Genomic DNA, 18573 nt, shown 5'->3' on the forward strand with positions numbered 1-18573 from the left:
TCGGAAGAGGAGAGCTCTTTGGACTGCTGAGACGTTGATGAGATGCTGCTGAGACGCAGCGAATGTAATCGATTTTTCGAATACAATTCTCTAGAATTCGGCAAAATGACTCATTGTATATGAAATATCGCATACAATTTGGGATTTCTTAGGGATAAGGCTGATTGTATTCGATTTTTCGAATACAATCTCTGAATTCCGTTGCTTGGCGGCATTTAAGCTCGAAAAATCGCCTATATTCGAAAGGTGAACCTAGGTCGTCAGCGGGGGAGCGCGCGAAATCTACTTCTCGTAAAGGCGGTAGATTTGTTGCGGCGCGCTCTCTGATGGCATCCGCCAGATGCTCCGGCTCGAGCACCTTCACGTCGGCTCCAAAGCTCAACAAAGTCCCGTATAACCACACGTCCTCCGCATGCTCGGTCCTCACCATGAGGCAGCCATCCTTCGCGACCGTAATCTCCTCGGGCGGGAAGTACTCTTCGACCCCCTCCCGTCCTACAGATTCACTCCGATCAGCGACTGAGCTTTCTCCGGATAGTCCGTGATCATGCCGTCGATCTGGAACTTCAGCACTTCCTTCATGTCCTGCCTCTCGTTGACGGTCCATACCCACACCTCGCGTCCGTCGGCATGCGCCCGGTTTACGAACGCGTCGGTCAGCATCACTTTCTCGATCGTGTAGAAGTCCACGTCCATCGACGATAAGCTGCCGAGCGCGAAGTACAGGATCCGCCCGATCTTGATCTCGGGATCGATCTCGCGAATTCGCTTGAGGGAGTCGCCGTCGAACGACTGGATGCGTACGTCTTGCTCGATCCCGGCCTCCTTGACCAGCCGGACGACCTCATCCGCCAGAGCCTCGCTCGCCCCATACGGCTTCAGATCGAGCAGCAGCTTGACGTGCCCCTGCGACAAGGCCAGCACCTCTTCAAGCGAAGGAATGCGCACCTTGTTGCCGTTCTCGTCGTCGCCGATGGACAATTGGCGAAGCTGCGCGAACGTGAGATCGGACACTCGCGACTTGGAGCCGGTCATGCGACGCAGGTTGGCGTCATGGTTGAGCACGGCGACCCCGTCCTTGGTCAGCTGAATATCCAGCTCCACGACCTGCATCCCCTTATCGATCGCCGAGACGATCGAAGGCAGCGAGTTCTCCGGCGCGACTGACGTATCGCTTCTATGGGCGGCGATAAGCACGCTCCACTTCGCATATACCAGGCTGTCATTCGCCCGCAAGCCGATGAAGATGGACAACGCGACGTAACAAGCGGCGACCGACACGTAGATGATGCGCTTGTGCTTCAGCCCTCTCCACCAACCGACGATACGGTTCTCCAGTCTGCCTAACCCGCTGCGGCGAACCTCCAGGTGATCCTTCGCTTTGATTCCCTTTTTCCAACCGAGCCCGTAAAAGAGCCTTGTGAGCATGAACATATTGATCGGCAAGAGAAGCAGCGTCAACAGGTATGTCAGCATCGTGGACAACGTCAGGGAGTAATGGTGGGACACGAGCGCAAGGACGTCCATGTTCAGCCAGAAAGGAATATGGCTTATGGCCGATACGAGCGCGGACGTTGCCGCAATGATCGCCGCATTGAACAGGATGAGCGAGCCGAACAGCTGGAGCCAGCGCCCCTTCGTCAGGAGAAGGCTCATTCGGATGGCCTGCCCCAGCCTCAAGTCCTCCAAGACGATAAAGTGCAGCACGAAAATCCATCGCAGCAGCGTATATAACGCGCCTACAAGAATGAGGACGTAGACGAGGGTCATCGTATACGAAGCGTCCAAGATATGATGCTGGATGAAAATAGGAGCATTGAACAGCGCATAGAACGAGGCCGACAGAGGGGAATCGACGAACGGAATCAGCAGCAAGAGCAGCACCATCAGCTGGAACACGCCGAAGCCTAGCAGCCTGGGCGTCTTCCGCAGCGCCGTCCATATCGCGTCCGCGATCGCGATATCCTTCCCGAAGTAACGCTGTTGGACCATTACGATCAGCACGAACAATTCGATCAGCAGCGCGAAGGAAGCCACCAGTCCGATGAGGGTCAGCCCGGTCAATCCCTCATAGCTCATTCCGATCCGGTAAACCTCGCCGTTAAGCAGCGAGCCGGAGCCGAGGACCCGAAGAATCCGGTTGAACAGAAACGTGATGATCGGAATGATGAAGGCGCTCGTGACGAGCATGTATAGGAGTTCGAACAGAAGCAGCTTGGTGGAGAAAGCGCGAAACTCCCGCACGCTTCGACCTATCAGTTTAAGCATAGAGAATCATCCCAGTCGAATGTGTTAGTATTTATCTAATTATAGATTTGTTTCACGGCTTGCCAAGCGCTTTATGTACCAGGATGCGAAGGAGGCAGCGCGATGAGAGTCTTCATCCTCTTGCTAACCGTATTATTCCTTGCCTGCCGTCAGAACCAATACAAAAAGAGCCGCCGACGAGAAAACGTTTCTTATCGCGGATTCCTGACGATATAATGATAGTTAGAACTTGCTCGACATAGCCATCAAGGGGGAACCAACATGACGATTAACATTCTTGAGCGCAACAATGTCAAACTAGTCGGACAAGGCGACCGCACGATCGTATTCGCTCACGGCTTCGGCTGCGACCAGGAGATGTGGCGTCACCTCGTTCCTCTATTCGAGCGCGATTATCGAATCGTCCTCTTCGATTACGTCGGATCGGGGACTTCCCAGCTCCGCTATTACGATCCGATCAAATATAACGAATTGACCGGCTACTCCCAGGACGTGCTCGAAGTCATGGAGGCCTTGGACTTGAGCGACGCCATCTTCGTCGGGCACTCCGTCAGCAGCATGATCGGGCTTCTCGCCGCTAACCAGGACCCCGCGCGCTTCGGGAAGCTCGTCATGATCGGACCGTCTCCGCGATATATGAACGATCTGCCGGATTACTACGGCGGCTTCGATCGGTCGGAGATCGACGAGCTGCTGACCATGATGCAGATGAACTTCATCGGCTGGGCCAGCTACCTGGCGCCTATCGTTATGCAGAACCCCGAGCGCAGAGAACTGTCGGACGAGCTGGAGAAGACCTTCTGCTCCCGTGACCCCCATATCGCGCGCCAATTCGCGGAGGTCACGTTCTTATCCGATTGCCGCGAGGAGCTCAAGCACTTCTCGATCCCTTCGCTCATTCTGCAATGCTCCGATGACAGCATCGCCCCCATCGAAGTCGGCCATTATCTGCACGACCATCTGAAGGGAAGCACGATGCGCATCATGAACGCCAAAGGCCATTACCCGCAATTAAGCCATCCCGAGGAGACGGCCGCCCTAATTCGGCAATATCTGACTCCTTAATCGGCAAAGGAAGGAATTCTCGTTCATGGATCCGCTATTAGACCAAGCCCCCTGCGGCTACTTCTCGATCTCGGACACCGGGATCATCCGCTTCGCGAATCGGACATTAGCGAACATGCTTGGGTTGGAACGAGAGGACATGCTGGGCAAGCATATCGAATCGTACTTATCCAACACGAACAAGCTGTTCTTCCATACGTACTTCTACCCTTTTATGCAGCTGTACGGGCACGTGAACGAGATGTACCTGTCGCTCCGTTCCAGCAGCCAGCCGGACGTGCCCGTGCTGCTCAACGGCGCCCGTCAAGAGCATGAAGGCGAGACGGTAACGGTCTGCGTCGTCGTGGAGATGCGCAAGCGGCTTGAGCATGAGAAGGACATTCTGGAGACCAAGAGGCGTCTCGAGCAGCTGGTGCAAGAGACGAACGAGGCGAACCGGAAGCTCGAGCTCCTGCATCGGGAATACGAAGCCAAGCAGCAGGAACTCCTGAGCATGAACCTGCAGCTGGAGACCCTAGCCTTGACGGACCCGTTGACGGGACTGAAGAACCGCCGTTTTTTCCAGGAGAGTCTGCTTGCCCATATCGCTTCTTTCCGCCGTTCGCAGGCTCCGTTCTCGATCCTCCTGATCGATATCGACCGGTTCAAATCCATAAACGATACCTACGGGCATCCTGTCGGCGACCTCGTGCTTACCGAGCTGGCTCGGCTGCTTCAGGCTTCCTCCCGCGAGACGGACGTCGTTGCCCGCTTCGGAGGAGAAGAGTTCATCGTCCTTCTGGAAGGGGCCGATCAGACGAGCTCTGTCCGCATTGCGGAGAGATACCGCGCGGCGATCGAGGCCACTCCCATGGGGAAGCTGAACATCACCGCCAGCATGGGCGTTGCGACGATGACGGCGGAGGATACCTCCGAGACGCTCATCGACAGGGCCGACCAGGCCCTGTACCAGTCGAAGGAGAACGGCCGGAACCGGGTTACTTCTCTATAGGCTCGGCATAAACGCATCGCTAATGCCCATTAACCCGTCTCCATATCGAATGGAAACCGCATGGGATTCGCGCCCCTTCTCTTGATAGATTCGATAGAGGAACGGGCCGGCGTATTCGAGCTTAAGGCCATCGGTCGAACCGAAATAGAGCCGATACATCTTGATAAGCTTGCTTGCGACCTCCTCCGGCACTCCGAGATCGTCTTCGACGAGGAAAGCGGCAAGCTTCTTCGCGTCCCCGGCTTGGATTAGTTTTAAGTATTTCGCCATGTAGTCGTCCGCGTAGACCAGGTAGCGGAAGTACGCCCACTTGTAGCCATACTGTTCGCCGGCCTTGGATAGGACGATGGGCTCCCGTACGGTTGCCTCCGCGCCGTCCTTCTTGCCCGTCAGCTGGTAGACCGGACCCGCCCAACGGTCTGCATTTTCTACATCTTCCTTGTAGCCAATCGTTCCTAGATCGAGTTCGCGCTCGATTTTCTCGATGGCTTCCTGCGCGAATTCGACGCTGAACCAGCCGTTATAGGATTCCGGATCCGTCGCTAGAAGCAGCTTCTGCAGAGCGGCCGCATCGCTATTGTTTATTGCCTCCGCCAGCTTGTCCATCGCCTCGTCCGCTCCGCTCTTCATTGATTCCGAAGCGCTCGGGTTGGAAGAAGAGTAGTCACTGGCCTTGGCCAAATCCACAATCGTCCCGGCAGCTGCATCATACGTGTACTCGCCTTCAAACCTGGTATCATTGTCGCCAGACCATTGGAACTTAAGTCGCAGCTCTGTATTCCCCAGCCATTCTTTGGCCTGAATATAAGGATCGGGCCGGGATTCGTTGATCGTCGCTCCTTCTCCCCAATAGGCACGAATGGCATCCAGTCCAGGAAGCGCGATCTCCTTCTTCTCCTGCGCGTCCACGATGATCGTCTCTCCATGCTCGCGAGCTTCATAATAGACGGATACATAACGGCTATCGGGCGACCACTTAAATTCCTGTTTATAATACCCCGGCTCCATGGACCAGATGGTCGCGTCGGAATGGGCATCCCGCAATCGAATGCCTTCCGCCGGATACGATCCGCCTGCAGCGATGTTCGTGTTCTGCCCGTACGATTCGATGATGAAGCTGCCGTCGGGGGACGGTTGGCTAACAAGCTCAACGACCGGTTCCGCATTCGCTTCCGTTGCCGGACCGGCCGCAGCATCGTTCTTATCCCGATCCGGCGAATCCGCGGACCTTACGGCCGACCAAACGATCAAACCGATAATGACGGCTAACAAGATCGCTATTATCGCGTCTTTTCTCCCGATTCTCGCGCCCACCCGCTAACATTCCTCCATATTTTACATTATTCTCTATTTTGTACGATAGCAGAAGGGGTCGGGGATTGATATAATCTTTACCAACATTTAAAGGGGGGAAATCCATTGACCGGCAGAGAAACCGAGGGGAAGGACAGAACCGCTCTAGTCACCGGAGCCTCCAGCGGGTTCGGCTTGCTGATCGCGCTCGAGCTGGCTCGGAGAGGATTTCTTGTCTCGGCGGGCATGAGAGATCTCGCGCGCGGCGGAGAGCTGATGGCCGCCGCCCGGCAAGCCGGCATCGAACCCAGGATCGTCCCCGTTCGCTTGGACGTGACGGATGCTTCGTCCATCGAGGCAGCGGCCGACGATATACCGGCTCGATACGGAGGCCGCCTGGATGTGCTCGTCAACAATGCCGGGATGGCTGTGGGCGGCTTCATCGAGGAGGTGCCGATGGAGGCATGGCGCGCCCAATTCGAGACGAACTTCTTCGGGCTCGTCGCCGTCACCCGAGCTTTCCTGCCCATTATGCGCCGGCAAGGCGGCGGGAGGATCATTCAGATTGGCAGCGTCAGCGGGCTGATGGGATTCCCCGGCTTCGGGCCGTATTCCTCTTCCAAGTTCGCGGTCGAGGGCTTCAGCGAGAGCCTGCGCCACGAGGCGGCGAAATACGGCGTCCAGGTTGCGCTTGTCGAGCCCGGCTCGTTCCGGACGCCGATCTGGAGCAAAGGGCTTGCCGGAATGCATGCGGAGCCGGAATCTCCGTACCGCGAGGAGTTGGATGCCTTGCTCGCTTATACGAAGAGAACAGCCGCTAATGCTCCCGATCCCCAGGCGGTCGCCGATCTGGTGGGACGGCTCGCCGAGCGGCGCAAGCTCACCCGGCTGCGCTATCCGGTCGGCCGCGGCGCCGGAATGCTGCGGTTAGGCTCGGCGCTGCTTCCCTGGCGGTGGATCGAGGCGGCGGTTGGGCGGGCTTTGAAGGAGTAAGGCTGTAACGGAAAAGGCCGGGCCCCTGACGGGTTCCCGGCCTTTGACGATTCATGGGGGGGTTATTTTCTGCAATTGAATATTATTATAACCCGATTGTATTGCCACGCCGGACAGGTCCTCTACGCCGGTAATAGATAAATAAATGGTATCGCCCGCTTGTACGGTATCTTTATACCAGGAACCGACGTCAAGTTGAACTTGCTTACCGTTGCCCAGAAGCGTGGCGTTGGTTGGATAGATCGGCGTAGAAGGAGTACCGCCAGATCCCGGCAATTCAGGTGTAGGGGAGGTACCCGGTCCCGGGGGTACGTTGCCCACTATTCCTAACATGTAATTGCTAGGCACCTCCGCGGTCTCTTCATCTACTGCCATGTTGAAGGTTACGATTAGATACTGAGACGTTGTGTCATAGCTAAGATTCGTGACCGTAAGTTTCACGACCGCCGCTGGAGGAGTCGTCACCGCCACTTTCTGCACATCGGATACGTTGCCAGCCGCATCCTTGACCACCACGTAGATATCGTAATCCGTCGCGTCGGCAGGCAATGGCCCGACGGACAATGTTAACCCTTGCGTTGTAATAGTCGCGTACTTGGTGGAAAGGGCAGCCCCGTCGGATCCGTTTCCATGAATGATCTGATCGCCGGTCGGCTCGTCCGAATCTTTCTCCACGGCAACGGCATAGACGGTCCCTGCTTCATTCGATTCGACATCGATTTGTACGGTCTTGCTGCCATCCAATTGCGCAAAGCCAGCCGAAGCCGAGATCATTGGCTTGGTATTATCGATGATGGTGTAGCTCTCGCTCATGACCGAGCTATTCGTCATGCCGGACTTGACGGCAATGGCTTTGATCGTAACTGCTTCCGTAATATAGATTGCTCCGCCATATTCCTCGCTGCTTGTCGTTGGTACGCTTCCATCGGTCGTATAGTAAAGCGTGGCACCGGACGTTGCGCTGCTTAGAGCTACGCTTGTCCCAACTGCTAACGGACCGCCCGCCGGATTTGCTGTCGGTTTCGCGACGGCGGCTTTAACCGGAGGATTGTACCCCGATGACGGAGACGGAGTCGGCTCCGGCGAAGGACTTGGCTCGGGAGACGGGCTTGGCTGCGGCTGCGGGTTCTCTTCTTTCTTCTTCTCTTCATAAGCTTGTTGCCCGCCATAAGCCCCCACGACAAGGTCGGCGCGGGTGGCAAGCTTGGCGCCGTCAATGTCTTCCGGCAGAACTTTTTTGTCGATGGCTTGTTTTATCGCATCCGCATACCAAGGAGAACCGGTCGTGTCGACCTTCACATCTAAACCGCGGACGAGACCGGTAGCTAGTTCGCCCAAAGTCACGTTGCCGCTCGGGTTAAAGGTGTTATTCCCTACGCCTTCCAGCAATCCTGCCTTCTTCGCCGCCTCGATGTAAGGAAGGGCCCACGAACTGGCGTCGGTCGATTGAACATCGCTGAAGCTGGAGGTGGATACCGATTGATCCACGTTGACGCCATAAATGAGACTTAGAACCTTGGCGAATTGAGCTCTCGTCATGTTCTGATCGATACCGAAAGTATCGTTGCCGACGCCTTCGAATACGCCTTTCGAAAGCAACGCATCGATCTTGGCCTTAAGAGCCGCATCGATGCCCGCCAAGTCCTTGAAGTCGGCCGAAGACTTAACGGAACTATCCTCTGCCGTGACGACCGCGCTTGGCAGGAGCAAGCTAAGGCCCAAAGTCAGAGGCAACCATCTGGAAAGCTTCCCCTTCATGCGAAATAACCCCTTTTTACCATTGAATTAGTTCATTCATCCTAGGACTTATTTCGGAATTCGCTTCTCTTTTCATTACACTATTTTGGAAATTTTTTAGTGGCTAGATCCGTATACCCGTCTCCGCCGTATGCGAACGTTACAGGAATTGCCCGCGAAACGGAGAATTATTGTAGGAAGGGAGACAAGTGGATTGGAGGACCAGCAATGGTATACCTGGCCTTATTGCGAGGAATCAACGTAGGCGGCAACAATAAGATCGATATGAAGCAGCTCAAGCAGTCGTTCGAGAGGCTTGGCCTGTCCCATGTCGTGACGTATATCAATACGGGCAACATCATTTTCTCGGACGGGCTTCATTCCCCTGCGGAATTGGCCGTCATGCTCGAAGAAGCGATCCTTAGCGACTTCGGCCTCTCCATTCGAGTGATGATCCGTACGCTTGAAGAGATTAAACGGATCACCGAGAAGATACCCGCCGATTGGACGAATGACACGGACATGAGAAGCGATGTGCTGTATTTATGGGAGGAGGTCGACCGGGAGTCGGTGCTGGAGGAGCTGCCCATCAAGCCGGAATTCGATCGGGTTATTTACGCTCCGGGCGCGATCCTGTGGTCCTATGATAGGGTGAACGCGACCCGAAGCGGCATGAACAAGATCATCGGCACGGCCTTCTACCGGCAGGTTACCGTCCGCAACGTCAACACGGCCCGCAAGCTGTACGAGCTGATGCAGGCTAACGGCGGTTGACTCCCTCTTTATCTTATGAATTTACGGAAGAACACCGCCATGGCCCAAGGGCTGCTGGCGGTGTTCTTCTGCATTCATATGGTTTCCGATTCCGCCTGCAGCTTCTCTCTTCGCTGCCAAACCAGCAAGTGTCCGAATCGGCCGTCCACGCGCTCCGCGATGAACAGGATCAGCATCAAGCCGAGCAAGACGGCGCTGACCGAGAGCGGGATGACCCAATGATGAGGCGAATGGGAGAAGAAGGGGACAAGAGAAACGGCCACGATCGGCGGCGCGTTCCATTTGAACTTCCGGATCAACCAGATGGTAATCAGCACATTCGCCAGCACCGTAATGGGGCTCGGATATAAGTAGAACAGGATCGTTCCGATAGCGGACGAGACGAACGCCCCCACCGTAATTCGGGCAATCTCTCGATAAAGGAAGGTTCGCGAGATAAAGAGAAAGCTGAAGGCTCCGAGCGTCGGGAAGAACAACGTATCCAGGAACGAGAAGTGCAGCGAGAACCAGTAGATGATCATGATGTAGATGCCGATGGCGATTGTCTTCACTTTCATTGTCGTTTCCGTGACCTCCTGCGTAACTCTCTTTTATGTCCGATTCATTCTATCACTTTCCTCCCATCCGTCAAGCATCATCGGCGATCCGGTACAAAGTCGAATAAGAAGCAAATCGCGAGCAAACCAAATAGAGCCGCCAGAAGCCTGGCGGCTTTTCTCGTCTAAGCTCTCTTAACGCTTAGTTCCGGAACGAATGCGGAAAAACACGCCGATATCTTTCTGCTCCGTAATGACGAACCCGTGCTGCAGCAGACAGAGTACGGCATCCTTTACGGGGGCTCCTACTTTTAGAAACCGGCTGCAAGGGGCTGCGCTGCCTATAATGCGAACTTGGCCGATGTTTGCAAAGTTTTTCTTGCTTCTGACGATGACGACCACATCCGGAAACCGGCTCATGATACCAACTCCTTATGAATAAGGGGATACCATAAGGTATTTCTCATCCTTCCGGAATGCTTGGACACCATGCGGCATTCCTACACCCGGTTACGCTCCATCCATGCGGTTGCCCAGTCCACCAGCTGTCTCTGGCGGATCAACCGGACAGGCGCGTTCCCTACCTGGTGCACGGCGATGCCATGCTCCCGCTCGAATTCGGCGCCAAGCCGGACAAAATCCCGATCGTCGACCGCCTGCGTCGAATAGGTCACCCACCTGCGCTCGCCGTCAACGATCATGGCGCTGCTCTCCTCCGAGTGCGTCTTGCCGGGAAAATCGGCCCGGGTCTCCGCGAGATGGAGCGAGGTGTTCTTGTCGTGTCCGACACCGAGGAGCAGAACGTGGCCATCCAGCTCATACAGCTTGTCGAGAGGGGAGCCTTGGCCGAAAATATTCCTTAGATCATGGTTCGCCGTCAAATATTCCGCATGCTTGCCCACGGCCGCGAAAGACCGCGCCGGGTGGTCGGAGCGCATCGCTCCCGGCCAGGTGCGAAGCATCTCGGCGACAACGCCCATTCCGATCGCCGGGGTTACCTCCTTATCGTAGGCGGGCCATTGCTCCCGGATCATCGGCCACCAAGCCTCCTCCGCATCCCAGTGAACGCCGGTCGCCGGATCGAGGTTCTTCCACGTTTGCGCCGGCATCATCACCGTCCCTTCCTCCCCGACGAGCGCGAGCAGCGCGCGGATGACCGTCTCCGCTCCGCCTAAGACGTAACCGAGGCTTCTCAGAGAAGTATGGACGATCAAGGTCTGCCCTGCCGACACCCCGTACCCTTCAAGCTGCTCGATGAGGTCTTGTTTCGTCAGAATCACCCTAGTCTGTTTTCCCTGCTCCTCCATATGATTCCCTCCCAAATTGGACAACGCAAAAACAACCCGCGCTGCATGAGCGGGGTTGTTGCTGGCTGCTCGCCAGAAAAGCATTGCCCTTATGATGTAGATGAAGTTACTTCCCGAATTATACATAATTGCCCTAAAATATACAATCGGTCCCGTTCGCTTCGGATGGCGGCATGCATTGGTTATTACAGCGCATTGCTTAGCTTCTTATAGATAGCCGACATCTGTTCCCGTTCTTCTTCCGTGAGGATCTCGAACAGCTTCCGGCGCAGCATTTGGCCGTCTTCATTCGCTTTCTGAACGACTTCGACGCCTTTGCTCGTGATGGCCAGGTAGATGATTCTCCGGTCGGATTCGTCCACGATTCGTACGGCCAGCTTCTTCTTCACGAGCTTATCCGACAGATGAGTGAGAGTCGGAGGCGTCAACTCTAGCGCCCGGGCGATATCGGACGGACGGCTGTTTCCGTTATTCTTCAGATGGCCGAGGACGAGTATATGGGTAATGCCAAGATCTTCATTGAATAACTTGCTCCACTGAACGATCAAGGTATTCGTTACTTTATCCATGTTATGAAGGATTTCGAATATCGTCTGCTCACTCATTAAAGTAAGTCCTCGCTTCCTATAAGTAAGAGCCTCTAATGGGAATTAGAGGCTCTTCTTATCATACATGCTATTGTGCCGAGAAACCACCGTCGATAATCAATTCGGCGCCCGTGATGTAAGCCGCGTCATCCGAAGCCAGGAACAAGGCCGCCTTCGCGATATCGATAGGCTGCCCCAAGCGCTGCAGCGGGGTTCCTTGGATCAAGCGGCCCAGAAGTTCCTTCGACGTGCTCAAGGCTTGGGTCATCGGCGTCTCGATAATGCCCGGGAACAAAGTGTTTACGCGAACGCCTTGACGGCCGAAAGTCGTCGCGGCCGCTTTGGATACCGCGCGAACCGCCCCCTTGGAGGCGGAGTAGTGGTTAAACCCTTGTCCGATCTGAGCCGTATAGGAAGAGATATTCACGATGGAGCCTTTGTTCTGAGCGGCCATGTAAGGAGCGACATGCTTCATGCCGGCGAACGGGCCGAAGCCGTTGATGGACAGCATCTTCTGCCAATCGTCCAAGTTGATTTCTTGATAAGGCTTCTCCGAGGAGATGCCCGCGTTATTCACCAGAATATCGATTCTGCCGAAACGTTCGTTAACGTCCCTCGCGAACTGCTGCCAATCTTCGTCGGAAGCGACGTTCAGCTTCATGCCGTACACGTTCGGCTTCTGGCTTGCCTTCTCCAGAGCGGCGTCGTTGATGTCCGCGGCGATAACGATCGCGCCTTCCTCCGCGAAGAGGTCGACCATGCATTCGCCGATTCCCGAAGCGCCGCCCGTGATAATGGCCACTTTATTGTCTAATTTGCCCATGATGTGTGTGCACCCCTTAGCGTAATTTAATGGATCCGCCGTCAACCATGACCGTTTGGCCTGTTACATAATCCGAATCCGAGCTTGCCAGGAACACGGCAACTCGGCCGATATCCTGCTCGGGATCGCCAAGGCGGCGCAGCGGGATCTTGTTGATCATCGCATCGTATAATTGCGGAGCGTTCTCGCGCCATTGCTGGACGCCCGGCGTCAAGGCGATCGGCGAGATCAGGTTGACGTTGATGCCTTCCGGTCCCCACTCGTTCGCGGCAACCCGCGAGATTGCGCGGATCGCTTCTTTGGCAGCCGCGTACGAGGTCTGAGTCACTTGCCCGTCGATTCCGGCGCCCGAAGCGAAGTTGATCACTTTGCCTTGCGTTTTTTTCAATTCCGGATAAGCAGCTTGCATGAAGTGCAAAGTAGGATAGAAGCCCGTCCCGAAGCTCAGGTCGAACATCTCCTGAGTGGTTTCCATGAATGGAGCCTGTCTGGAGACATGGGCATTGTTCACGAGGATATCCAGCTTGCCGAACTTCTTGACGACTTCGTCTACGATCTGCCGAATGTTCTCTTTCTTCGAGATATCCTTGATGAACAGCATGCCTTCCGTATATTGGTTCACCTCGGCGAGGGTAGCTTGTCCCTTCTCCTCATTCACGTCCACGATCGCGATATGCGCGCCTTCCTTCGCCATGGCCAGAGCCATTCCTCTGCCGATGCCCGAAGCGCTGCCCGTAATGATTCCGACTTTGCCTTGCAATCTCATGATCCTTTACCTCCCGGAACTATTATTTAGACGTCTAATTATTCAACAACTAAATAATATCAGCTCTATTTTTTCATTGCAAATAGCAACTTTATCGTCTAGTTCCAGGTACCTTCCTTTTCTAGCTTCTTCTTCCCTCTGAAGGCGGCCAACACGCAGAACATATTGATCGCAAGCATCGCGATTATCGCATACAGCACCGAAGTGTAGCTTCCGGTGAAGTCGTACACGTAACCGTAGGCCGGCAGCGCGACGATCGAGGAAACGGCAAGCCCCATCGAAGCCGTCGAATAGATCTGGCTATACTCCTTGTTCCCGAACAAGCTGGACGTCAGGGCAGGTCCAAGCGTGCCGATCGAAGAGGAGATACAGCCGAACAGGCCGACGGCTGCGGTGATGAGGGTTGTGCTGGTGTCAGAGAACAACAGCAAGCAGATCGCGAGCAAGCCGATCGCCATGGCGATAAGAGCCGTGTTCCGGGAACCGATTCGATCGCTTAGGAAGCCGATCGCCAAGGAACCGATCAGAACGCCGACCATATACGTCCCCATGACGTTGCCTGCGAAGGATACGCTGAACCCCTTATTCGACAAGTAGGTCGGGATATGCATCGAGAAGCTGGCAATGGAGGTCACCAAGAAGAAAAAGACGATGAGGAAATAGAAGGCGGCCGATTTTCTCGCGACGGCCATGCTGACGCCCTTCGGCCCCGCCTCTTCGCCTGCAGCGCCGCTATTGGACTTGCTGCCTTCTTGCGCCCCATAAGGAAGCAAGCCTTTGTCCTGCGGCGATCTCTTAATAAGCAGCAGAATGACCGGGATAACGATAAGGATAGCCGAGACTCCGGTGGCGATATAACCGGTTCTCCACCCTTGCCCGGAAATGACGTTGCCGACGATCGGCTGGGCGATGGCGCCGATGCCTCCGCCCGCCGCGCTCATGATCCCAAGCGCCAGCCCGTTGCTTTTCTTAAACCACTGATTGATAATAACCGGACCCGCGATAACCGTGATGAACACGCCGCCTACCGCCAGAGGAATGGCGAGGAGATACCATCCCCAGACGGAATGCATCAGGCCGAACGTCGCGAATGCCCCTGCCTGCAGGAGAATCCCGACAATGAGAACCAACCTGGTATCATACTTGGCCATCAGCTTCCCGCCGAAAGGAAGGAAGATCATGGTCACGATTGCCGAAACGCTAAAGTATAAGGTCAGATTGCCCATCCCGATGCCCAATTCTTCGGTGATCGGCGTCAGGAACAGGCTGGCGGAGTTGTTCAGGCCCCCTTTGCCCAACCCCACGATGATGCAAAGACCGACTAGGATCCACCACGCGTAGTGGATTTTCTTTTTAGGCTGATTCATGATGCGCTCCTTTGTCCGCTTGTTCTATCCTTGCGCTTGTTTGGCGAACTCCTTGAAGTCCGCAATGCTTGGATTGGCGATGTAGTGCCCGCCTTCTACTTGGATCGTCTGCCCGGTGATGAACTTGGACTCGTCCGAGGCCAGGAATAGCACCGTGTAGCCGATATCATCCGGTTCCCCATGGTAAGGCAGGGCATTATACTTGGCGAAAATGTCCAGTACGGCAGGAGCCATATTGTTCTTAGCGGCAGGAGTCAGGATCAAGCCTGGCGCGACCGCGTTACAGCGGATGTTATCCTTGCCGTACTGCGTAGCGATGTACTTGGTCAGATTTACGACGCCAGCCTTCGAAGCCCCATATGCCGCGCGAATGGAATCTCCCGTGAATCCAGCCATCGAAGCGGTGTTGATGATCGAGCCGCCGCCAGCCTTCGCCATATGCGGAATCGCATACCGGCTGCCGTGCAGAACGCTCTTCAGATTGACGTTCATCAATCGATCCCATTCTTCGAGGTCCATGTGCACGACGTCCAGGTCCTTCTTGAGGTTGGTCGACCCCACGTTGTTGAATAGGATGTCGATCTGACCATACGTACGAACCGTGAATTCCACCGCTTCTTCGATGGATTTGCCGTCTCCGGCATCGAGGAATATGGCGCTTGCCTCTCCTCCTTGCGCTTGGATATCCTCAGCCGCCTTCTTGGCGCCCTCCACGTTAAAATCGGCTACGACGACCTTTGCTCCTTCTTGCGCCAGCAGGGTTGCCGCCGACAAGCCGATACCGGATGCTCCTCCCGTGATCAGCGCTGCTTTGCCTTCCACTCTACCCATTGTTCGATTGCTCCTTCCTCTATTGGCCTATAAGAATTTGAAAGCGCTTCCCATCCCATGCGAAACCGATTCGCCCTTTCGCTCTGAAAGCCGTCCATCTCCTTGCTTCAGACAAAAAGTCTCCTTGGTTTCGACTTATTTAGATGTCTAAATATTAGGCATTTAAATATTATCAGAACATGTCTGCGTTTGCAATCGCAAACCTTTCACAGGATGGACACAATGCCTCCCTGTCAAAAAGCATCGCCGCGTGTACAAGCCACGCGGCGATGCTCGCTTTGCTTAATAGTTCTTGTACATGCCGACCGACTGCGGAGCCGTATAATCGAAACCGTATTTCCGATAAATGCGGTCGGCCGGAACGTCGGCGATCAGGCTCGCATAAGAATTCTTCGGCGCATGCTCGTCCAAGTAATTCATGATCTCGGACATGATAATTTTGCTATATCCTTTCCCCTGATGGTCCGGGCTTACGGCGATGTCCACTATCTGATAGAAGCAGCCGCCGTCTCCGATGATTCTGCCCATTCCGATCAGCCGCTTATCGGAATCCCTCAGGACAACCGTAAAGATAGAGTTCCGCAGCGCTATCCTAGCGCCTTCTAAGTCCCTCGGACTTAATCCGGCAGCTGCTCGCAAGGCGAGATATTCCTCCGGCTCGGGCGATGTATGCGTCACCTCGATGTTCTTTTCCAATTCCAAACCCCCTATCGGAAGCGTACAAGAGTCGTTTGCTTTAGCTTGCTCCGTTTAGAGAGGCGTATGATTTAGAAAGTGATGTTACTTCGATTTTCTAAGTAGCGTCGACCTCCGTGCCCCCCATTCGCTTCTGTTACTTCGATCTTCTAAGTAACACAGACTTCGGGATGTCGCTAAATGATCCAGAACGCCTTGCTGGGTCTTCTTCGCGAAGATGATAACGATTACAACCAAGTATTGAATATCGCTAACAAATCGGATATGATGAAGCCGATCATACAAGTTTGTCATCGATCATACAATGCTATGCTCGTACGATCTCCAACACGGCTCAAGTCACGCATGCAATCGCTTGTTCGGACTTATCATTATTCGTGGGAGGGTGGCAAGGTTATGGCATTTGTAATCACGGAAGCTTGTATTGACGAGAAGGCGGCAGACTGCAAGGACGTGTGCCCGGTCGACTGCATCTCGGAAGGTCCCGATCAGTTCTTCATCGACGCGGACGTCTGCATCGACTGCGGAGCTTGCGAAACGGCTTGTCCGGTAGGAGCCATCTTTTACGAGGATGATCTGACCGCCGAACGGAAAAAGTTCGTAGAGAAGGCCCGAGATTTCTATCAAAGTCAATAAGCAGCGAGAAAATGCGGAAAGGGGCCTCCCGAATGGGAAGGCCCCTTGTTTGATGAATGGCAATCGCTCGTTTGCTCTTTATTTATGAAGCATGTGGAACACTTGCTCGACGTCCTTGTCTCCGCGGCCGGACAGGTTGACGATAAGAATCCGATCCCGGCTCATCGTCGGCGCAAGCTTCTTGGCGTAGGCTACCGCATGCGCGCTCTCCAGAGCCGGAATGATTCCCTCGACGCGGGACAGCTCCTGGAAGGCTTCCAGCACTTCCTCATTGGTAACGGTCGCGTATTCGGCGCGGCCCGTCACCTTCAGATGGCTATGCTCCGGTCCGATGCCCGGATAGTCGAGCCCGGCGGCGATCGAATACGTCTTCTTCGGCTGGCCCTCTTCGTCCAGCAGCACCAGGCACTTGAAGCCGTGAAGGATGCTCGGCACGCCTTGGGTCAAGGACGGCGCTTGGTCGGGTTCGACGCCGATCAGGCGGACGCTCGGCTCATCGATGTAGTGGGCGAACGCGCCGATCGCGTTGCTGCCGCCGCCTGCGCACGCCAGCACCGCATCCGGAAGACGTCCTTCCTTCTCGATGATTTGACGCTTCGATTCTTCGCTGATGATCGATTGGAAGTGCTTGACCATGGTCGGGAAGGGATGCGGTCCGACGGCGGACCCGAGCAAGTAGAAGGTGTTCTTGTAGTTGCGGACCAGATCGTCCAGCGCCTCGTCCACCGCGTCCTTCAGGCGTCCTTGGCCCTTATGTACCGGAACGACCGTCGCGCCGAGAAGCTCCATCCGGAACACGTTAAGCGCTTGGCGACGCGTATCCTCCGCTCCCATGTAGATCACGCATTCCATATTGAACATGGCGCAAGCCGTTGCCGTTGCGACACCGTGCTGGCCTGCGCCCGTCTCTGCGATGATTCGCTTGGCGCCCATGCGCTTGGCGAGCAGAATCTGACCGATGGCGTTGTTGATCTTGTGCGCCCCCGTATGGTTCAGGTCCTCGCGCTTCAGATAGATCTTGGCGCCGCCCCAAGCCTCGGTCAGCCGCTCCGCGTAGGTCAGCGGGTTCTCGCGGCCGACATATTCGCGCAAGTAGTAACGGAGCTCTTCCTTGAATTCCGGATCGTCCTTGAACTTGTAGAACTGCTCGCTCAAATAGTTCAGCACTTCCTGCAATTCCGGCGGAACGAAGCTGCCTCCGAACTCTCCGAAGTATCCTTCTTGCTGCACCTGTTGGCTCATCTGCAAGCGCCTCCATTAGTGGTTATGGTATTTTTTTCTTTACCCATCATACCAGAAATCTCGCCTTCGTTCGCCTTATTCGGCTTGAGAGAGCGAGAGAATAGGGTTAACCGCGAAGAGGGAATGAATATTGCCGTCCGGATCCGCGAAGAATCCCGTCGTATGCCCCCAGGACATCGGCTTCGGCTCCGTAATCGGCACGGCTCCCTTGGAGACGATCTCCTCATAAATCCGCCGGACGGCTTCCGGGGATTCGCACTCGAAATTCAGCTCGAACGCCTGCCCCTTGCGCTCTTCGATAAAGGAAGGATGCCCGTTCGTGTTGTCCGCCATCACCAGGATCGAACAAATCGCAAGCCGAACTCCTTCGTTCGCCAATTCCACGTAATGATCTTCTTCTACGGCGATACGGAATCCCAACACATCCCGATAGAAGCTAGCCAACCGGGAAACATGATTGGACAATACCGTTATCCCTTCTAATCGCACCCTCATCTCGTAACTCTCCTTTGGTGGAAGCACCTCTTTGATCACCTCAATATCACTTTAGAGTCTTTTTGTCCTTAAGTCACCCACTATCTGCTAAAGCATAGGTCGGGTTCGAGACATGGAATGCCGCGATGTTAAGCCAATAGCGCAACTGCGTTAAGCGAATGTAAAA

The 18573-nt window shown here is 55.0% G+C and carries 20 protein-coding genes; 5 read left to right on the plus strand and 15 right to left on the minus strand.

Annotated features, from left to right (window positions below; translation table 11 throughout):
* Positions 1-148: 148 nt before the first annotated feature.
* Both ELR57_RS09700 and ELR57_RS09705 read right to left on the minus strand, forming a co-directional pair.
* Positions 149-607: a WCX domain-containing protein gene (locus ELR57_RS09700; protein ID WP_126958861.1), complete on the minus strand. Its 459-nt coding sequence runs from the start codon at positions 605-607 to the stop codon at positions 149-151.
* Positions 496-2268 (minus strand): glycerophosphodiester phosphodiesterase, encoded by a 1773-nt coding sequence (locus tag ELR57_RS09705; RefSeq protein ID WP_126958862.1) that lies wholly within the window; start codon positions 2266-2268, stop codon positions 496-498. Before ELR57_RS09705 ends, ELR57_RS09700 begins: the two co-directional genes overlap by 112 nt.
* Positions 2269-2529: 261 nt before the next feature.
* Here ELR57_RS09705 and ELR57_RS09710 point away from each other — a divergent pair, with 261 nt between their 5' ends.
* Together ELR57_RS09710 and ELR57_RS09715 are read left to right on the plus strand one after the other, a co-directional pair.
* A complete protein-coding gene (locus ELR57_RS09710) occupies positions 2530-3333 on the plus strand; it encodes an alpha/beta fold hydrolase (RefSeq protein ID WP_126958863.1) in 804 nt (267 codons plus the stop codon).
* 25 nt (positions 3334-3358) lie between these two features.
* On the plus strand, positions 3359-4324 hold the full coding sequence (locus ELR57_RS09715) for a sensor domain-containing diguanylate cyclase (protein ID WP_126958864.1): 966 nt from the start codon (positions 3359-3361) through the stop codon (positions 4322-4324).
* On the opposite strand, the gene ELR57_RS09720 is transcribed toward ELR57_RS09715, so the two are convergent.
* Positions 4319-5638: a hypothetical protein gene (locus tag ELR57_RS09720; RefSeq protein ID WP_126958865.1), complete on the minus strand. Its 1320-nt coding sequence runs from the start codon at positions 5636-5638 to the stop codon at positions 4319-4321. The genes ELR57_RS09715 and ELR57_RS09720 overlap by 6 nt on opposite strands.
* Positions 5639-5743: 105 nt before the next feature.
* Between ELR57_RS09720 and ELR57_RS09725 the strand changes: the two genes are divergently transcribed.
* The gene (locus tag ELR57_RS09725; RefSeq protein ID WP_126958866.1) at positions 5744-6610 is read left to right on the plus strand and encodes an SDR family oxidoreductase; all 867 of its coding nucleotides are present in this window, start codon (positions 5744-5746) and stop codon (positions 6608-6610) included.
* Positions 6611-6661: 51 nt separating this feature from the next.
* Here ELR57_RS09725 and ELR57_RS09730 read toward each other — a convergent pair whose 3' ends face one another.
* Complete coding sequence (locus ELR57_RS09730) at positions 6662-8368, minus strand: S-layer homology domain-containing protein (RefSeq protein ID WP_126958867.1); 1707 nt, start codon at positions 8366-8368, stop codon at positions 6662-6664.
* Positions 8369-8575: 207 nt separating this feature from the next.
* On the opposite strand from ELR57_RS09730, the gene ELR57_RS09735 reads away from it, so the two are divergent.
* Positions 8576-9121, plus strand: coding sequence for a DUF1697 domain-containing protein (locus tag ELR57_RS09735; RefSeq protein ID WP_126958868.1), 546 nt, complete (start codon positions 8576-8578; stop codon positions 9119-9121).
* Positions 9122-9195: 74 nt separating this feature from the next.
* On the opposite strand, the gene ELR57_RS09740 is transcribed toward ELR57_RS09735, so the two are convergent.
* The 9 genes from ELR57_RS09740 to ELR57_RS09780 form a co-directional block, all read right to left on the minus strand.
* Positions 9196-9678 (minus strand): HPP family protein, encoded by a 483-nt coding sequence (locus ELR57_RS09740; protein ID WP_126958869.1) that lies wholly within the window; start codon positions 9676-9678, stop codon positions 9196-9198.
* A 174-nt stretch (positions 9679-9852) separates the two neighbouring features.
* Positions 9853-10077: a hypothetical protein gene (locus ELR57_RS09745; protein WP_126958870.1), complete on the minus strand. Its 225-nt coding sequence runs from the start codon at positions 10075-10077 to the stop codon at positions 9853-9855.
* 80 nt (positions 10078-10157) lie between these two features.
* Positions 10158-10964, minus strand: a complete 807-nt coding sequence (locus ELR57_RS09750) for an AAC(3) family N-acetyltransferase (protein ID WP_126958871.1) — start codon at positions 10962-10964, stop codon at positions 10158-10160.
* A 185-nt stretch (positions 10965-11149) separates the two neighbouring features.
* Positions 11150-11569 carry a MarR family winged helix-turn-helix transcriptional regulator gene (locus tag ELR57_RS09755; RefSeq protein ID WP_126958872.1) on the minus strand — a complete coding sequence of 140 codons (420 nt, stop codon included), beginning with the start codon at positions 11567-11569 and terminating at the stop codon, positions 11150-11152.
* 70 nt (positions 11570-11639) lie between these two features.
* A complete protein-coding gene (locus ELR57_RS09760) occupies positions 11640-12374 on the minus strand; it encodes an SDR family NAD(P)-dependent oxidoreductase (protein ID WP_126958873.1) in 735 nt (244 codons plus the stop codon).
* A gap of 16 nt (positions 12375-12390) precedes the next feature.
* Entirely contained in the window at positions 12391-13140 is a 750-nt protein-coding gene (locus tag ELR57_RS09765; RefSeq protein WP_126958874.1) for an SDR family NAD(P)-dependent oxidoreductase, read from the minus strand.
* 98 nt (positions 13141-13238) lie between these two features.
* The gene (locus tag ELR57_RS09770) at positions 13239-14507 is read right to left on the minus strand and encodes an MFS transporter (protein WP_126958875.1); all 1269 of its coding nucleotides are present in this window, start codon (positions 14505-14507) and stop codon (positions 13239-13241) included.
* Between the two features lie 24 nt (positions 14508-14531).
* Positions 14532-15338: an SDR family NAD(P)-dependent oxidoreductase gene (locus ELR57_RS09775; RefSeq protein WP_126958876.1), complete on the minus strand. Its 807-nt coding sequence runs from the start codon at positions 15336-15338 to the stop codon at positions 14532-14534.
* Positions 15339-15620: 282 nt separating this feature from the next.
* Positions 15621-16034: a GNAT family N-acetyltransferase gene (locus ELR57_RS09780; RefSeq protein ID WP_126958877.1), complete on the minus strand. Its 414-nt coding sequence runs from the start codon at positions 16032-16034 to the stop codon at positions 15621-15623.
* Positions 16035-16430: 396 nt separating this feature from the next.
* Between ELR57_RS09780 and ELR57_RS09785 the strand changes: the two genes are divergently transcribed.
* Entirely contained in the window at positions 16431-16670 is a 240-nt protein-coding gene (locus ELR57_RS09785) for a DUF362 domain-containing protein (RefSeq protein WP_126958878.1), read from the plus strand.
* Positions 16671-16748: 78 nt separating this feature from the next.
* Here the strand turns inward: ELR57_RS09785 and trpB are convergent, their stop codons facing one another.
* Both trpB and ELR57_RS09795 read right to left on the minus strand, forming a co-directional pair.
* Positions 16749-17912 (minus strand): tryptophan synthase subunit beta, encoded by a 1164-nt coding sequence (trpB, locus tag ELR57_RS09790; protein WP_126958879.1) that lies wholly within the window; start codon positions 17910-17912, stop codon positions 16749-16751.
* A gap of 75 nt (positions 17913-17987) precedes the next feature.
* Entirely contained in the window at positions 17988-18407 is a 420-nt protein-coding gene (locus ELR57_RS09795) for a VOC family protein (RefSeq protein WP_126958880.1), read from the minus strand.
* Positions 18408-18573: the final 166 nt, after the last annotated feature.

This window comes from Cohnella sp. AR92 (genome assembly GCF_003990975.1).
Lineage (GTDB): Bacteria > Bacillota > Bacilli > Paenibacillales > Paenibacillaceae > Cohnella.

Coding starts and splice junctions, on each gene's coding strand:
- ELR57_RS09700 (WP_126958861.1), bottom strand. CDS start 607: ATGGACCGTCAACGAGAGGCAGGACATGAAGGAAGTGCTGAAGTTCCA.
- ELR57_RS09705 (WP_126958862.1), bottom strand. CDS start 2,268: ATGCTTAAACTGATAGGTCGAAGCGTGCGGGAGTTTCGCGCTTTCTCC.
- ELR57_RS09710 (WP_126958863.1), top strand. CDS start 2,530: ATGACGATTAACATTCTTGAGCGCAACAATGTCAAACTAGTCGGACAA.
- ELR57_RS09715 (WP_126958864.1), top strand. CDS start 3,359: ATGGATCCGCTATTAGACCAAGCCCCCTGCGGCTACTTCTCGATCTCG.
- ELR57_RS09730 (WP_126958867.1), bottom strand. CDS start 8,368: ATGAAGGGGAAGCTTTCCAGATGGTTGCCTCTGACTTTGGGCCTTAGC.
- ELR57_RS09735 (WP_126958868.1), top strand. CDS start 8,576: ATGGTATACCTGGCCTTATTGCGAGGAATCAACGTAGGCGGCAACAAT.
- ELR57_RS09740 (WP_126958869.1), bottom strand. CDS start 9,678: ATGAAAGTGAAGACAATCGCCATCGGCATCTACATCATGATCATCTAC.
- ELR57_RS09745 (WP_126958870.1), bottom strand. CDS start 10,077: ATGAGCCGGTTTCCGGATGTGGTCGTCATCGTCAGAAGCAAGAAAAAC.
- ELR57_RS09750 (WP_126958871.1), bottom strand. CDS start 10,964: ATGGAGGAGCAGGGAAAACAGACTAGGGTGATTCTGACGAAACAAGAC.
- ELR57_RS09755 (WP_126958872.1), bottom strand. CDS start 11,569: ATGAGTGAGCAGACGATATTCGAAATCCTTCATAACATGGATAAAGTA.
- ELR57_RS09760 (WP_126958873.1), bottom strand. CDS start 12,374: ATGGGCAAATTAGACAATAAAGTGGCCATTATCACGGGCGGCGCTTCG.
- ELR57_RS09765 (WP_126958874.1), bottom strand. CDS start 13,140: ATGAGATTGCAAGGCAAAGTCGGAATCATTACGGGCAGCGCTTCGGGC.
- ELR57_RS09770 (WP_126958875.1), bottom strand. CDS start 14,507: ATGAATCAGCCTAAAAAGAAAATCCACTACGCGTGGTGGATCCTAGTC.
- ELR57_RS09775 (WP_126958876.1), bottom strand. CDS start 15,338: ATGGGTAGAGTGGAAGGCAAAGCAGCGCTGATCACGGGAGGAGCATCC.
- ELR57_RS09785 (WP_126958878.1), top strand. CDS start 16,431: ATGGCATTTGTAATCACGGAAGCTTGTATTGACGAGAAGGCGGCAGAC.
- trpB (WP_126958879.1), bottom strand. CDS start 17,912: ATGAGCCAACAGGTGCAGCAAGAAGGATACTTCGGAGAGTTCGGAGGC.
- ELR57_RS09795 (WP_126958880.1), bottom strand. CDS start 18,407: ATGAGGGTGCGATTAGAAGGGATAACGGTATTGTCCAATCATGTTTCC.